Source organism: Pseudomonas sp. R11-23-07 (assembly GCF_003852295.1).
Classification (GTDB): domain Bacteria; phylum Pseudomonadota; class Gammaproteobacteria; order Pseudomonadales; family Pseudomonadaceae; genus Aquipseudomonas.
On sequence record NZ_CP027761.1, the window covers coordinates 1,996,124 to 2,010,750 of the forward strand.

Genomic DNA, 14,627 nt, shown 5'->3' on the forward strand with positions numbered 1-14,627 from the left:
AGAACCCTAATGTCCAGGCTTCCATTGGACGGCATTCGTGTCGTTGAAATTTCTCACATGGTGATGGGCCCGACCTGCGGAATGATCCTGGGTGACCTCGGTGCCGAGGTGATCAAGATTGAACCGATCCGTGGCGACGGTACACGCCGTCTGCTGGGCGCCGGTGCCGGTTTTTTTCGCACGTTCAACCGCAACAAACAGTGCATCGCCATCGACGTCAATACTCAACAAGGACGAGATGCGGTACTGGAGCTGATCGATACCGCTGACGTATTCATCGAGAATTTCAAGCCCGGCCGCATGAGCGAGCTCGGCTTCGGTTACGCGGCGATTCGAGCGCGTAACCCGCGCATTATCTACGCCTCGCACAAAGGCTTTCTCAACGGCCCCTACGACAATCGCCTGGCCCTGGATGAAGTTGTGCAAATGATGGCAGGCCTGGCCTATATGACCGGCCCGGTAGGCAGGCCTCTACGTGCCGGCAGTTCGGTGAACGACATCATGGGCGGCATGTTCGGTGCTATCGGTGTGCTTGCTGCACTCAACGATCGTCATGTCACCGGCGTCGGTCGTGAGGTGCAAAGCGCGCTTTACGAAAACTGCGTATTGCTCGCTGCTCAGCATATGCAGCAATACGCCGTGACCGGCCAAGCGGCTGCACCGATGCCAAACCGTATCAGTGCATGGGCCATTTACGATGTATTCGAGTTTGCCAATGGGGAGCAGATGTTCGTCGCCGCCACGGGTGAAGGTCAGTGGACCGCCCTGTGTCAATTGCTCGGCCAGACCGCGTTGCTGGACGACCAGACCCTTGCTACCAACAATGATCGCGTGCTGCAGCGGCCACGTCTGCTGGCTCACTTGGCTGAAGTCTTTGCCGGCATGGACGCTCAAGCGCTGGCCCTGGAGCTTGAGGCCAACAGTATTCCGTTTGCTCCGATTCGACGGCCCGAGGAATTGTTCGAGGATCCTCATCTGCTGCACAGCGGTGGCCTGGCAAATCTTGAACTTGAAGACGGATCGTTCACCGCCATGCCATTGCTGCCGTTGTCCCTGGATGGCGAGCGGCTGCAACCCCGTCGATCTATCCCACGCATCGGCGAGCACACCCACAACGTCATGCGTGAACTGGGCTACAGCGACGAACACATTGCCGAGCTGTGTGCCGCCGGTGTCCTGAAAACCGACGCTCAGCCTTGAGGAAGAACTGCCATGGCTATTTATCAATACGACACCCTTATTCCTGTCATTCACGCCGAAACTTTCATCGCGCAAGACGCTACCGTCATCGGCAATGTCACGCTGGCGCAGGGCGTCAGTGTCTGGCCGCAGGCTGTTCTGCGGGGTGACAACGAGCCGATTCACATCGGTCAGCACAGCAATGTGCAGGAGGGGGCGGTGCTGCATGCCGATCCGGGATTTGCGCTGACGGTGGGCGAGGGCGTCACTATCGGCCACCAGGCCATGTTGCACGGTTGCACCGTCGGCGACGGAGCGCTGATCGGGATTCAGGCTGTTGTGCTCAATGGCGCGGTCATCGGCAGCAATTGCCTGGTCGGTGCCGGGGCGGTTGTCACCGAAGGCAAGGTGTTCCCGGACAACTCACTTATTCTCGGCGCACCTGCCAAAGTCGTGCGCGAACTGACACCTGAAGCAATTGCCGGCATGCATCGAAACGCCGCTGACTATGTCGTCAAAGGTCAGGCTTACAAGGCCAAACTTATTCTGATCGGCTGAACCCATTGAGCAGGGTTCCTCAAGAGCCTTGCCTCTCTCCAATAATTACAACAATGGAGAAACATCATGGTTGCCATGACTGGCGAGATCGCGCTTGCGCGCAACGCAGAAACAATCAATGAGCTGCTGCTCTACCGGCGTGTGGCCTGGCGCATCATGCCGCTGGCCATTATCTGCTTTCTCTTTTCCTATTTTGACCGGATCAACATCAGCTTCGCCAAGACCCAGATGCAGCAAGAATTGGGTTTGTCCGACGCGGCGTACGGCCTGGCCGCAAGCATGTTCTTTTTCGGCTACGTACTATTTGAAGTCCCCAGCAGCCTGGGGCTCAAGCGCTATGGCGCACCTGCCTGGATCTGCCGGATCATGATCTCCTGGGGGCTGGCAACGGCGGCGTTAATGTTCGCCTACACGCAATACACCCTGTACTTCCTGCGTTTTCTGATCGGCGTCATGGAAGCCGGTTTTGGCCCGGCGATCCTGTTTTACCTGGCGTGCTGGTTTCCCAAGAAGCACCTGGCGAAGATGAATGGTCTCTGGTTCCTCGCTGTCCCTCTGGCAGGCGCCGTCGGGGGGCCAGCGGCGGGAATTCTGTTGGGCACGATGGATGGCGTGTTCGGTCTGGCTGGCTGGCACTGGCTGTTCCTGATGTCCGGACTGCCCTGTGTGGTGCTCGGCCTGCTAGTGCTGTGGAAGCTGGACCGAGACATCGAATCGGCCAAATGGTTAAGCCGTAGCGAGAAGGATCTGCTGGCGGCGAACCTGGCGCATGACAAAGTCAACGATAAGCCGGTATTGGGGTCCTTGTGGCGCGTGTTGCTGACCCGGGAAGTCGCGATCATGGCGTTCATCTACTTTGTGATCAAGACAGCGTCTTATGGCCTCAATTTCTGGATGCCACACCTGATCAAATCGTCCGGTGTACAGAGTCTATTCTGGATAGGGATGCTTTCGGCGCTGCCTTACATCGTGGCCTGTATCGGCATGATATGGCTGACCCGGCGTTCCGATCGTACGGGTGAGCGCAAGACTTACCTTGTTCTGTGCCTGGCGGCGGCAGCCGTCGGCTATCTGTTGGCTTGCCTGTTCTCGGATTCATCCTGGGCCATGATGGCAGCGCTCGTACTCGCTACTGCGGGTACCTTTATTGCGATCCCGATTTTCTGGACCATCCCGCAATCGACCTTTTCGGGACTGGCGATCGCCACGGGGACTGCGGCGATCAACTCCATCGGTCAACTGAGCGGTATGGTTGCCCCGGTGATGGTGGGGAAAATCAATGATCTGACCGGCTCTACCTACATGGGCATGCTCTCCATCGCACCGCTGATTCTGGTCGCTGGTTTCGTGGTCATGCGTTACGTCAAGAATCCCGGGGCCTGACCCCGTTATTCAACCCGGCAAGGGCTAATCTGCTGAATCCGCCCGGCAGGCTTTGTGCTTCAGCCGATCGCCTGGGTCACCAGCGCAAACTCGGTGACCCCGGCGCTTGATCGGGGCGGCACACCGCGCACCATCCGTGGCGCGTTATCCACGCAGGGCAGCCCCAGGTTTTCCAGCCAGTCGGCCAACCCGCATGCGGTGGGAATATCGAAACGCACGAACGCACCCGGGATCAACCGAAGAAGGTAAGTGATCAAGTGTCGGGCCTGCTCCGGGTGTTGCGCGACGACGGGGCCAATGAGGTGGCCGCGACCAAATTGGCGCAGCAGGGCGCACCCTTGCAGGTGCCCCTCTACCTCGATACCCACCACGTGCTCGGCCGTCGGCAGCAGGTCGTTGAGTACACCAGTGCGGTCCAGGCCACTGGCGGCATTGGCCAGTTCGATTACCTTGGGGTAGTCGGCCCGGTTCAGTACGCGACATTGCGCGTGGCGGGTCTCGGGTAGGGGCTCCGGCGTCTGCGGCACGCCCTGATGTTGCTGAATCCGTGCAAATTCAACGAACCCCATGCTGGCGTACAGCGGCGCGCCTGACTCAGTGGCATTGAGGATCGGCGTGCGCGGGCCCACGCTGTCCAGGCACAGATTCATCAAGCGACGCCCGATGCCTTTGCGCTGGTGCTGATGACTGACGATCACCAGGCCGATGGACGAATAGGCCCCCTGATGGCAGGCGAATGCAACGCCCGCCAAGACACCGTCCTGTTCGGCGACGAAGCCTTCGGATGTGCGCTGCACCATCGCCCAGTCTTCCTCGCGGTGCGGCCATTTGAGGTGCACGGACAGTGCATGGGCGGCGGGCATGTCGGCGGCGGTTGCCGGGCGATACAGGTAAGCGCAACTCACATCGGTTTCCTCTGCTGGCATGCAGGCTCCGAGCCTACGGTGCGTTGCGGCTGTGGCGATAATCGCTGACGGCCTCGTACACCGCCTTGCGCAGGCGGTTGATGCCGCCGATGGGGCGGTGTTCTTCCACGCCGAACCAGGGGTTGAATGACTGGTTGTCACAGGCGAGATTCAGCGCGGGCGTGTCGAAGTCCTGCGCCGGAACCCGCACCTTGGCCACGGTTTCAAAAGGGGCGTCGCTTTCCTTCCATTCGATGCTGGTGTCTTCGATGGGCATGAATGTCTGCGGGTTCTGTCGCTGGATCTGCAACACGAAGCACGCCGGTACGCGGTCGGTGGAGAGCTGCTGGTTCAGGGCGCTGCGCAGGAAGTTCGGCAGGTCCAGGTTCTGTTTGGGCAACGTATATTCCGGGCAGCTTTGCGGGTCGGGGGCGACGCGGAACTTGGCGTTGGCCGCACCGAACTTGTAAGGCGAAACCGAAAAGTAGGTGGTCTGCGTCGGGCTGGCCGGGGCGGGGGCGAGGGTTGCCAGGGCGATGAACAGGTGGCGTATCTGCCAGGTGCGTGGGTCGGCCTTGGGGAAGAACGCCAGCACTTTCTTGCCATCCGCCTGGGCCCCGATGTTCTGAGCATATTCGGCCACATCGCTGACAAAGAAGTTCGGGTGGCTGAACATCACGAAGTCCTGTTCCGTGCGCGCTTGCTGATCGGCCATCAGCTGTTTGCCCGGTACATCCAGCAGTTTGATGGCCATGCCGCGGGCATCGCGGATGCTGTCGAATTGCGGGTAGGCATTGCCGTTGGACAAGCGCATCGTCGCCTGCCAGGTTTTGCCCGGCTCGGCGAACACACCCTGGCGCAAGGCCGGGTCGAGGTCGGCCAGCACGCTGACTTCGGCTTTCACACAGCCATGCGCCTTGGCGTGGGCATCGCGCAGGTAGCGCGTGCCTTCGCGGTGCTGGTCGACGATGCGTACCGCCGTCTGAATGATGCCCTGGGTCATGGCGGCTTCACCTGGAGGGATCTGTTCGTCCGGCGACACCGGGCCGCTGTGCTGCCAGGCGAACCACAGGCTCGCGGCCAGCCATACCAGCAAGCCCAGGCCCACCAGCCACAGCAATGTTTTGCCAACGAAGGCGCCGAGACGCAGCCAGATACGCGCGAGCATGGAGGGTTCCTTGTGGGGTGATCGGATCATCATGGCAACTGTTGCTCCAAGGGGCCGCCCAGCACTTTGAGGTATTCCAGCAGCGCCCAGCGTTCTTCGGGGAGCAAGCCCCGGCCGATCACGCCGTTGCCACGCTGGCCGGCACGGAATTCGTGGCCGCTGTTGTGGTTGCCGGTAATTTTGGTATCGAACACAAAGGCATTCTTGAACGCGTCGGTCTCAAAGCCGAGATGGCGCGGATCATAGTTGAACGTGCCTTTATAGAAGGTGCTGCTGCGTTCATCCTGGGGTGAAAGCAACTGGTAAATCGTCGGCACGGAACCGTTGTGCAGGAACGGCGGGGTGGCCCACACGCCCGCCAACGGCCGGGCTTTGTAAGCACGTAATTCCCTGACCCCGATGGGCAGGCCAAACCCATCCAGGCCGGGGCGTTCGGCAGGAGTCACGCCTGCGGCGCGGTAGGCGTGTTCTTCAACGAGCGCGGTGACATATGCCAGGCCCTGGGCCACGGACAGGTGTTTGGGGTCCAGTGGCTTGGTTGGTGTGGGGTGCAGCTGCACATTGAGCGTGGCCAGTTCCGCTGGATCCCATTGCAGGGCGCTGAGGTCGTAGCGCTGGTCGGCAATGTTGTTGGCGGTGTTGGGGTCGGTGCCGATGTAGTCCACCGCCAGCATCTTCAATTGTTGCACCGGGCGACCCTTGTCCTGGGTGACGCTGGGCACGTGGCAACCGGCGCAGTTTTCCGCGAACAGTGCGCGGCCTTGAGCGGCGAGCGGTTTGTCGATGGCGCCGAACAGGTCTTCGGGCCAGGTGGGCGCCTTGAGGCGCTGCAAGGTTTCTTCGATCAGGTTCAGATCACGCACGCGTACGCTGGACGGGTAGCGCGCGTCGCCCTGCAAAGGCTGGCCGGCAGCGTCGAAGAAGTCCAGGGTCGCGCCCACGCCGAGGGCTTCACCGATATTGCGTGCCATGGGTTGCTGGGCCGAACCGTTCCATTGCACCCAGTCGAAGGTCCAGATATCCCACAGCTGCGGGTAGTCCACCGGGGCGTTGGCGATGCGGTAGTTCTGCGGCGAAATGGCATCGCCGAAGCTGGCATTGGCGATGCGGCCGAAGGCGTCGGTGCGCCCCGGCCCTTCTTCGGTGGGGTAGAGGCCACGGTGGGTATCGTTCCAGGCGACCTTGAGGAACCTGTTCAGCGATTGTTTGAAGTCCCGGCGCAGTTGGCTGTGCTCGGCTTCGTAGCGGTCGCCCAGGACCTGGCGGGCGAAGCGCTCGAACTTCCATGGGTTGTAATAAGTCGCCGCAAGGCTGGCGACCAGGGCTTGGCCGAAACTGCCGCCGCGCAAGGTCGGCACGCTCGACGGCAGTACATGCTGGGCTGAGCCACCGTCGATTCGCAGAGCCTGGCCCTTGAAGTGCAACTCGCCGGTGTGGCAGGCGGCGCAGGTGATATCCAGGTATTCAACGTCGCTGCCGGCATTTTTATGCCGGGCGAAACCTACAGGCAGGTTGCCGGGGTTTTGCGTGGTGGGCACTTGCTTGGGGTCGACCAGGAAACCGAAACGGGCCAGGTACTCAGGCGTGGCAAAACGGCGCTCGGAAAACGGCAGCTCCAGGGCGCTGAACCAGTCGTAGTGCAGGCCTTTGACCTGGGTGCCCTGGGGTGTGAAGTAATAGGTCTGGCGGTCGGCGGCGCTCCATTGATCCTGGTAGTGCACCTGCTCCACGGGCACGTAATCCGGCAGCTTGGGGTTGACGATGTAGTAGAGCACCACGGCCAGAATCAGGCCCAGGGCTGTGAGGATCACGAGCAATACACGGGAAAAAATGCGCAAGTTAACTATCCTTGTCGAGTTATCACGTTGTTATGCCACTACGCCAAGGGTGCGGCAAGTGGCCATGAGCCTGGTAGTGGCCGTCCCACGATCCGTCGCGGGCCTTCATCATGGATGAAATGCTTTTAAACACGTGAACTTATCAGACGTTTCCTGCTCACATGCCGGTAGCCATTGGTCGTGGCCGCCTGATAAGCTCGCGACTTTATTCGAATGCCCTTTTGGCGCATGAACAAGGAAATAGCATGAAACAGCATCGGTTGGCGGCGGCGGTGGCCCTGGTTAGCCTGGTACTTGCGGGTTGTGATTCGCAGACCAGCGTAGAGCTGAAAACCCCGGCGCAAAAAGCTTCCTACGGCATCGGCCTGAACATGGGCAAAAGCCTTGCCCAGGAAGGCATGGATGACCTGGACTCCAAAGCGGTAGCCCAAGGCATTGAAGATGCGGTCGGCAAGAAAGAGCAGAAGCTCAAGGACGACGAACTGGTTGAAGCCTTTGCCGCGCTGCAAAAGCGCGCTGAAGAGCGCATGACCAAAATGAGCGAAGAGTCGGCCGCAGCCGGCAAGAAATTCCTCGAAGACAACGCCAAGAAAGACGGCGTCGTCACCACCGCTTCCGGTCTGCAGTACAAGATCGTCAAGAAAGCCGACGGCGCCCAGCCTAAGCCGACCGACGTGGTGACTGTTCACTACACCGGCAAGCTCACCAACGGCACCACCTTTGACAGCTCCGTAGACCGTGGCAGCCCGATTGACCTGCCGGTCAGCGGCGTGATCCCAGGTTGGGTCGAAGGCCTGCAACTGATGCACGTAGGCGAGAAGGTCGAGCTGTACATCCCGTCCGACCTGGCTTACGGCGCCCAGAGCCCGAGCCCGACGATTCCAGCCAACTCTGTGCTGGTATTCGACCTGGAGCTGCTGGCCATCAAGGACCCAGCCAAGGCTGACGCCGCTGCCGCACCCGCTGCACCTGCTGCACCTGCCGCCAAGAAGTAATCGGCGCTTGAACAGACAACGCCCCGTTTCGACGGGGCGTTGTCGTTTATGGAGTTTGAGGCGCTGCAAACCCCCGGTGAGGCTCGCGAGCCGCCGCACAACGCCCGGGCAAATCCAAACGAACGTCCGCAACCTGAAGCAGTCTGATATAAAACTCGAGCACGGGTAGCCGCACACGCCTGCCAAGTCAATGAAATCTTGGGTTTTTTTGATGTGCGCAAAAAACGCCCGATCTGACTGCAAGCCTTGTAGTCCGTGGCTTTCAGCCATGAAAAAAGGCTCTGTTCACAAGGTTATCCACAATTTGTGTGGATAACCTTTCTGTCGTATGGAACTGGAGTGACCCATGAAACCACCCTTCAATTTCACCCGCTTCCTGCCCATGGCCGCACGTCTGCTCGGGCGTGGCCGTTTGCCAACGCTGCTGTTCGCGGTCGCTGCCAAGGGCTCAAGCCAGGGCAATCGCCTGGGCCAGCTCAAGGATGATCTCAAGTTGCTCCAGGCCCTGTGCCTGGCCTACTGGCGCGGCGAATATCGGGCGATCAGCCCCAAGGCGTTGATCTCGGTGGTGGCGGGGCTGATGTACTTCCTCAGTCCGATTGACGCGATCCCGGACTTTATCCCCATGTTCGGCATGCTCGACGACATCGCCGTGCTGGCATGGGTCATGAAGACCCTGAGCGGCGAGCTGAGCGCGTTTCGTGCCTGGCGTGACGCGCAGCGCCCGGAAAAGCTGGCCGTGGTCGAGCGCCTGCCCGCCACGCCCGAGCTGCTCGCCCGGGAAAATCCGCAAAAAAACTAATGCTATGGACTATCCTCTGCGACCTCTGTGGCTGTTAGGATTACACTTCTAAGGAAAGAACTTACTTAGTAAGTGTTTTTATCCTACGGGGCAGTCATGGATATCCAGATCATTTCACGCAATGGCGAACCCGAATATGCGGTGTTGCCATGGGACCAGTACCAGGCGCTGCTAAAAGCGGCCGGTCAGCAACCCCCCACATTCGCTCCTTCCCCTGCCGCACCCACTCTCACCGACCAGGACCTGCGCCCGCTCGCAGCCCTGCGCGGCCTGCGTGAAGCCAAGGGCCTGGCCATCGAAACCCTGGCGCGCACGGTGGGTATCAGCCCCTCGTACCTGGGTTTGATTGAAACGGGTGAACGCCAGCCGGATGCCGCTATTCGCCGCAGCCTGGCCTGGGAATTGGGCGTTGCAGGTTGGAGGGAAGAATCGTGAGTCTACGTATCAGCCGTCAACATTGGGATGGGTTACTCAACGAACTGGACCAGGCACGCCGCCAGCGCCATCTGCTGACCTACCGTGCGCTGCTCGAGCGCTTGCAGTTCCCGACGCCGGCGATGCAGACCCTGGCCGCCGCCCTGGAGCACCTGGCGGCGCTGGACGCCAAGGCCGAGCAGCCGCTGCGCAGCTCGCTGGTGATAAGCCAGGGCGCCAGCCGCCTGCCGCGTACGGGGTTCTTTGAATGTGTGGAGCGCCTGGGGCGTTTCAGCGGGCCTTCCGACGGCGTGGCCGCCGCCTCTTGGCACGCTTCGGAGGTGGTGCGGGTGTTCGAGTACGAGTACCCGGAATCCGCCGAAGCCTAAGCGGGCAGCAGGTCCACGCTGTCGATCACATGGATGCTGTAGCCGGCCACTGCTTTGGCATGATGCTTGGCCTGCGACGCCAGTTCCGCCAACTGGCTGGCATCGAGTTGCGCACAGGCCTGTGGATACAAATGCACCACCCCAATCGACAGTGAAAGCAATGCGAACTCCTGGCGTACGCCCTGGCGGTTTAGTGCGACGAAGCAGCCGGCATCGAGGTGCTCGGCGCGGTAGAAGCGCCGGCATTGGGTGTGAAAGTCATCCAGCAGTTGATTGAGGCGTTTGCGCCAGTCCTGTGGGCCCAACACCAGTAAAAAGTCATCGCCACCGATATGCCCGACAAAGTCGCGGCTGGGGTCGACCCGATCGTTCAGGCACTGCGCCAGGCACAACAGCACCTCATCCCCGCGCCCATAACCGTAGATATCGTTGAATGGCTTGAAGCTGTCGATGTCCACGTAGCAGATCACCGATTCACGCTGCTGCTGCAGCAGACGCGTCAGGCACTGCTGGATCGGCACGTTGCCCGGTAGCAGGGTGAGCGGGTTGGCGTAACGCGCCTGCTGGATTTTCAGCTCGGTGATCAGCTTGAGCACATCGATGACCCGGCCCAGGCCCAGGTAGTCGCCGTTCAAGGTAATGATGAAATCTTCTTCAATGCGTTGCCGCGCGCGGCTGGTCAGCAAGCGGCTGACCTGCTGCAGGGACTGGCTCAACTCCACGGCCAGGAAGTCGTCGCTCATCAGGCGACTGATCGGCTTGCGGGCGAACAGGTCGGTAGCGAAGGGTTTGAGCAGCGCGTCCGACAGCGAGTGTCTATGCACAATGCCGACCGGGTGGCCACGGCTATCGAGCACCGCCAGTGAGTTGAGATTGGCCTGGCGGCGGAAGGATTCGAGCACCTGGGCGGTTGCGGTGTTTTGGTCCACCGCCGGCTGTTCATTGAGCAGGGCGCTGAGGTCACTGCCTTCTTCACTGAGCGCGATATTGGCGTTATCCGGCTTGGGCAGCATCAAGCGTGCTTCTTGCGGCGGCTGTTCCTGGGGCCGGCAAAGCAGGTAGCCCTGGACCAGATCGACGCCCATGTCCGTCAACACCGCCAACTCTTCCGGCAGTTCGATCCCTTCGGCGATCACCTGGGCGCGGGATGCCTTGGCGATCTGCATGATCGAGCCGACGAATTCGCGCTTGAGGGCGTCCTGGTGAATGCCGTCGATAAAGTGCCGATCAATCTTCACATAATCCGGGCGCAGCTCCGACCACAACCGCAGGCTGGAGTAACCGGCGCCCAGGTCATCCAGAGCGATGGCAAAGCCCATGTCGCGATAATGATGCAACGCGGTCTGCAACAGCTGGAAATCATCAGTGGGGGTTTGTTCGGTGAGTTCGATCACCACCTGGCTGGGGGCGATCCCGAAGTCGCGCAGCAGCTGCAGCGTGCGTCCGGGTTGGTGCGCCGTCTCCATCAGGGATTCCGGCGAGATATTGAGAAACAGCTTGCCCGGCAGCTTTTGTTCGCTGAAGCGTCGGCAGGCGCTCGCACGGCAGGCCATTTCCAGTTCGCTCAGGCGCCCGGCATGGCTGGCGATGGAGAACAGCGCGACGGGGGAATGCAGCGGGCTGTTGGACGGGCCGCGACTGAGGGCCTCGTAGCCGAGAACGCGCCGTTCAGACAAGCAGATGATGGGTTGGAACAGGCTGTGCAAACTGCCTTGAGCCAGGATAGAGCCCAGTGCATCCAGCTGTTCGGTCATGGTCATGGCAATCTCGAGCGAAAATAAAGGACCGCATGCGTGAAGCCTGCGGTCCTTTATTTCACGACAGAATGATGTCTATATGATGACACTCCGAGGAGCGATCACATTAAATTGCCATCATTTACTGCTTGGCCACCTGCTTGGTGATTTTCAGGTAGTCCAGCAGGATGCGACCGGTCTCGGCCAGATAGGCGTCGTCTTCCGGCTTGGTTTTATCTGCCTCGGTGGGCAGTGCATCTTCATCTTCTTTCTTCAGCTCTTTGAGCGGCTCTTCGCCCTTGGCCTTGCGGCGCACGTTTTCCAGGACAAGCTGTTGATTTTCAATGTCGGCGTGCTGCTTGCGACGATCCGCCTCGTTGAGGCTGACGGTTTTCTCTTCCATCAACTTCTTGGCCAGGGCCAGCTTGTCGCGGATGAAGACGAACTCGGCGTCCTTGGCGGAGCGCGTGTCGTGGTCAGCTTTGAGCTGGGTCAGGAACGGTTTGAACGGGTCCGACGCCGGCTTGATCGCAGGACGGATGGTGTCCCACGGCATGGCTTCGGGCAGGGCGCTCTCGCCGATTTCCTTGGTGTCGATGATCGACGGGAAGTCGATGTCCGGCAGTACGCCCTGATGCTGGGTGCTCTGCCCGGAAACCCGGTAGAACTTGGCCAGCGTCAGCTTGAGCTCGCCATGGTTCAGCGGCTGGATGGTCTGCACGGTGCCTTTGCCGAAGGTCTGCCCACCGATGATCAGCGCGCGGTGGTAGTCCTGCATGGCGCCGGCGAAAATCTCCGAAGCCGAGGCCGAGAGACGGTTGACCAGCAATGCCATCGGCCCTTTGTAGAAGGCGCCCGGGTTCTCGTCTTCCAGCACGTCGACACGGCCGTCAGCGTTGCGCACCAACACGGTCGGGCCCTTGTCGATGAACAGGCTGGTCAGCTCGGTGGCTTCCTGCAGGGAACCGCCGCCGTTGTTGCGCAGGTCGATGACCACGCCGTCGACTTTTTCCTTCTGCAGTTCCGTGAGGATTTTCTTCACGTCGCGGGTGGTGGACTTGTAGTCCGGGTCACCGGCGCGGAAGGCCTTGAAGTCCAGGTAGAAGGCCGGGATTTCAATCACGCCCAGCTTGTAGTCCTTGCCATCCTGCTTGAGGTTGAGGACTTTCTTCTGCACGGCCTGGTCTTCGAGCTTCACCGCTTCACGGGTGATCGACACGATTTTGCTGGTCTGGTCGTTCGGTGCATTGGTGTGCGGAATCACTTCCAGACGCACCACGCTGCCTTTGGGTCCGCGGATCAGCTTGACCACTTCGTCCAGGCGCCAGCCGACCACATCGACCATCTCTTTGTCGGCCTGGGCCACACCGATGATCTTGTCGGCCGGGGCGACCTGCTTGGTCTTGTCCGCCGGACCTGCCGGTACCAGGCGCACGATCTTGACCTGGTCATTGTCGCTTTGCAGGACGGCACCGATGCCTTCCAGGGACAGACTCATGTTGATATCAAAATTTTCCGCGTTATCTGGCGACAGATAATTGGTGTGCGGGTCGTAGGACATCGCGAATGTGTTGATGTAAGCCTGGAAGATGTCTTCGGCACGGGTCTGGTCCAGGCGCGCCAGTTGATTCTTGTAGCGCTTGGTCAACAGTTCCTGGATGGCCTTAGGCTCTTTGCCAGCGATCTTCAGGCGCAGCACCTCGTCCTTGACGCGCTTGCGCCACAGGTCGTCGAGTGCGGCGGTGCTGGTCAGCCAAGGGGCGTCCTTGCGATCCACCAGAAGGGTTTCCTTCTCGGTGAAGTCGAGCTTGTCGATGCCTTTGTTCAGCTCACCCAAAGCGAAGTCCAGACGCGCTTTGACACGGTCCAGGTAACGCTTGTAGATGGTGAAACCAGGCTGCAGGTCGCCGCTCTTGAGCAAATCGTCGAACTGGGTCTTCCATTTGTCGAACTCAGTGATATCACTGGCCAGGAAGTAGCTGCGCGACGGATCCAGCAGCTTGAGGTAGCTGTCGTAGATGATCACCGAGCGCGCGTCGTCCAGCGGCGGCTTGCTGTAGTGATGGCGCTTGAGCAACTCGACGACGTTAAGGCTGGCAATCACCTCATCGCGATCAGGCTGAAGGTTGTCCCAGCTATTGGCTGCGAACGTATTGGTCGACATCGACGCGAAGCCGAGACCAATGAAAAGAGCGAGGGCGGTGCTGGGGAACAGATGCTTCATGCTGATTCGACGCGGGGGCAATTGATAACGCATATTAGGCCGTCTTTGAGGGAGCCGGTTCCATATGGTCCGGTCGCATAATGCAAAAAGCCCGGCGCTACTGCTACGGGCTCAGTCCGGACTCACTATGGAGGCACTGTGAAAGCATTGCAAGGCGTTGAGGGGCATGTCGAGTCGTGGAATAGCTCACTCCTACATGGGATGTAGGCCAAGTTCGCATCCCTGAGGTGACAGCGAACGCTCATCGCGCTGAATTCCAGAGTGGGACGGGGCTTGCTCCCGATGGCGGTGTATCAGTGAAGAATGTTTCATCTGATAGACCGCGATCGGGGGCAAGCCCCCTCCCACAGGGGGATCCCGGGGGGTTCAGACCCAATGGTGGATCGGCCAGCCGGCGTTTTCTGCGTGTTCGCGCAGTACCGGGTCCGGGTTGACCACCTGCGGATGGTCCACCTTGAGCAATAACGGCAGGTCATTGCGCGAATCCGAATAGAAATACGCGCCCTCCAGGTTTTCACCTTCCTGCTCCAACCACGCCAGCAGCCGTGTGATCTTGCCTTCGCGGTAAGTCAGTACGCCTACCGTACCACCGCTGTACACGCCATGGCTGACATCCAGCTCGATGCCGAGCACTTCGTCGATACCGATGCGCGCCGCAATCGGCTTGACCAGGTGCGTACCCGAGGCGGAAATCACCAGGATCCGGTCGCCATTGGCGCGGTGCCGGGCGATGGTCTTGGTCGCGTCGCTATAGATCAGCGGCTCGATCACGTCCTCGACCCAGGGCTCCACCAAGTGTTCGATTTCTTCCGGGGTGCGGCCGATCATCGGCTCCAGGCTGAAATCCATGAAATCTTCCATGCGCAACTCGCCCCGGCTGTAGGCCGCCATCAGTTCGTCGTTCCTGCGCATGAAGGATTCAGGGTCGACCCAGCCCAGGCGGCCCATCTGTGCGCTCCATAACGTGGCGCAGTCGCCGTGGATCAGGGTGTCGTCCAGATCAAAAATTACCAATGCCATCCGTCTGCTCTCTCAG

Annotated in this window: 13 protein-coding genes; 7 read left to right on the forward strand and 6 right to left on the reverse strand. The window is 60.3% G+C overall.

The window, feature by feature from the left end:
* The first annotated feature begins 9 nt into the window (after window positions 1-9).
* The 3 genes from C4J84_RS09220 to C4J84_RS09230 all read left to right on the forward strand — a co-directional run bounded on the left by C4J84_RS09220 (window position 10) and on the right by C4J84_RS09230 (window position 3,120).
* Window positions 10-1,200: a CaiB/BaiF CoA-transferase family protein gene (locus C4J84_RS09220; protein ID WP_124406755.1), complete on the forward strand. Its 1,191-nt coding sequence runs from the start codon at window positions 10-12 to the stop codon at window positions 1,198-1,200.
* Between the two features lie 12 nt (window positions 1,201-1,212).
* On the forward strand, window positions 1,213-1,737 hold the full coding sequence (locus tag C4J84_RS09225; protein ID WP_124429170.1) for a gamma carbonic anhydrase family protein: 525 nt from the start codon (window positions 1,213-1,215) through the stop codon (window positions 1,735-1,737).
* 66 nt (window positions 1,738-1,803) lie between these two features.
* On the forward strand, window positions 1,804-3,120 hold the full coding sequence (locus tag C4J84_RS09230; protein ID WP_124370210.1) for an MFS transporter: 1,317 nt from the start codon (window positions 1,804-1,806) through the stop codon (window positions 3,118-3,120).
* Window positions 3,121-3,179: 59 nt separating this feature from the next.
* On the opposite strand, the gene C4J84_RS09235 is transcribed toward C4J84_RS09230, so the two are convergent.
* Genes C4J84_RS09235 through C4J84_RS09245 form a run of 3 tightly spaced genes read right to left on the reverse strand, consistent with a single transcriptional unit; the run spans window position 3,180 to window position 7,031 of the window.
* On the reverse strand, window positions 3,180-4,046 hold the full coding sequence (locus C4J84_RS09235) for a GNAT family N-acetyltransferase (protein ID WP_177412743.1): 867 nt from the start codon (window positions 4,044-4,046) through the stop codon (window positions 3,180-3,182).
* A 13-nt stretch (window positions 4,047-4,059) separates the two neighbouring features.
* Window positions 4,060-5,193, reverse strand: coding sequence for a catalase family protein (locus tag C4J84_RS09240; protein WP_124435201.1), 1,134 nt, complete (start codon window positions 5,191-5,193; stop codon window positions 4,060-4,062).
* 29 nt (window positions 5,194-5,222) lie between these two features.
* Window positions 5,223-7,031, reverse strand: a complete 1,809-nt coding sequence (locus C4J84_RS09245) for a cytochrome c (RefSeq protein ID WP_124435202.1) — start codon at window positions 7,029-7,031, stop codon at window positions 5,223-5,225.
* A 245-nt stretch (window positions 7,032-7,276) separates the two neighbouring features.
* On the opposite strand from C4J84_RS09245, the gene C4J84_RS09250 reads away from it, so the two are divergent.
* The 4 genes from C4J84_RS09250 (at window position 7,277) to C4J84_RS09265 (ending at window position 9,631) form a co-directional block, all read left to right on the forward strand.
* Window positions 7,277-8,026: an FKBP-type peptidyl-prolyl cis-trans isomerase gene (locus tag C4J84_RS09250; protein ID WP_124370213.1), complete on the forward strand. Its 750-nt coding sequence runs from the start codon at window positions 7,277-7,279 to the stop codon at window positions 8,024-8,026.
* Between the two features lie 346 nt (window positions 8,027-8,372).
* Window positions 8,373-8,828 carry a YkvA family protein gene (locus C4J84_RS09255; RefSeq protein WP_124362037.1) on the forward strand — a complete coding sequence of 152 codons (456 nt, stop codon included), beginning with the start codon at window positions 8,373-8,375 and terminating at the stop codon, window positions 8,826-8,828.
* A gap of 96 nt (window positions 8,829-8,924) precedes the next feature.
* Window positions 8,925-9,263, forward strand: coding sequence for a helix-turn-helix transcriptional regulator (locus C4J84_RS09260; protein WP_124435203.1), 339 nt, complete (start codon window positions 8,925-8,927; stop codon window positions 9,261-9,263).
* A complete protein-coding gene (locus C4J84_RS09265; RefSeq protein ID WP_005786715.1) occupies window positions 9,260-9,631 on the forward strand; it encodes a hypothetical protein in 372 nt (123 codons plus the stop codon). The genes C4J84_RS09260 and C4J84_RS09265 overlap by 4 nt, the downstream gene beginning before the upstream one ends.
* Here the strand turns inward: C4J84_RS09265 and C4J84_RS09270 are convergent.
* The 3 genes from C4J84_RS09270 to C4J84_RS09280 form a co-directional block, all read right to left on the reverse strand.
* The gene (locus C4J84_RS09270; RefSeq protein WP_124435204.1) at window positions 9,628-11,391 is read right to left on the reverse strand and encodes a bifunctional diguanylate cyclase/phosphodiesterase; all 1,764 of its coding nucleotides are present in this window, start codon (window positions 11,389-11,391) and stop codon (window positions 9,628-9,630) included. The two genes, C4J84_RS09265 and C4J84_RS09270, sit on opposite strands and share 4 nt — an antisense overlap.
* A 118-nt stretch (window positions 11,392-11,509) precedes the next feature.
* A complete protein-coding gene (locus C4J84_RS09275; RefSeq protein WP_177412744.1) occupies window positions 11,510-13,591 on the reverse strand; it encodes a carboxy terminal-processing peptidase in 2,082 nt (693 codons plus the stop codon).
* 366 nt (window positions 13,592-13,957) lie between these two features.
* Window positions 13,958-14,611, reverse strand: coding sequence for an HAD family phosphatase (locus C4J84_RS09280; RefSeq protein WP_124370217.1), 654 nt, complete (start codon window positions 14,609-14,611; stop codon window positions 13,958-13,960).
* Window positions 14,612-14,627 lie beyond the last annotated feature (16 nt).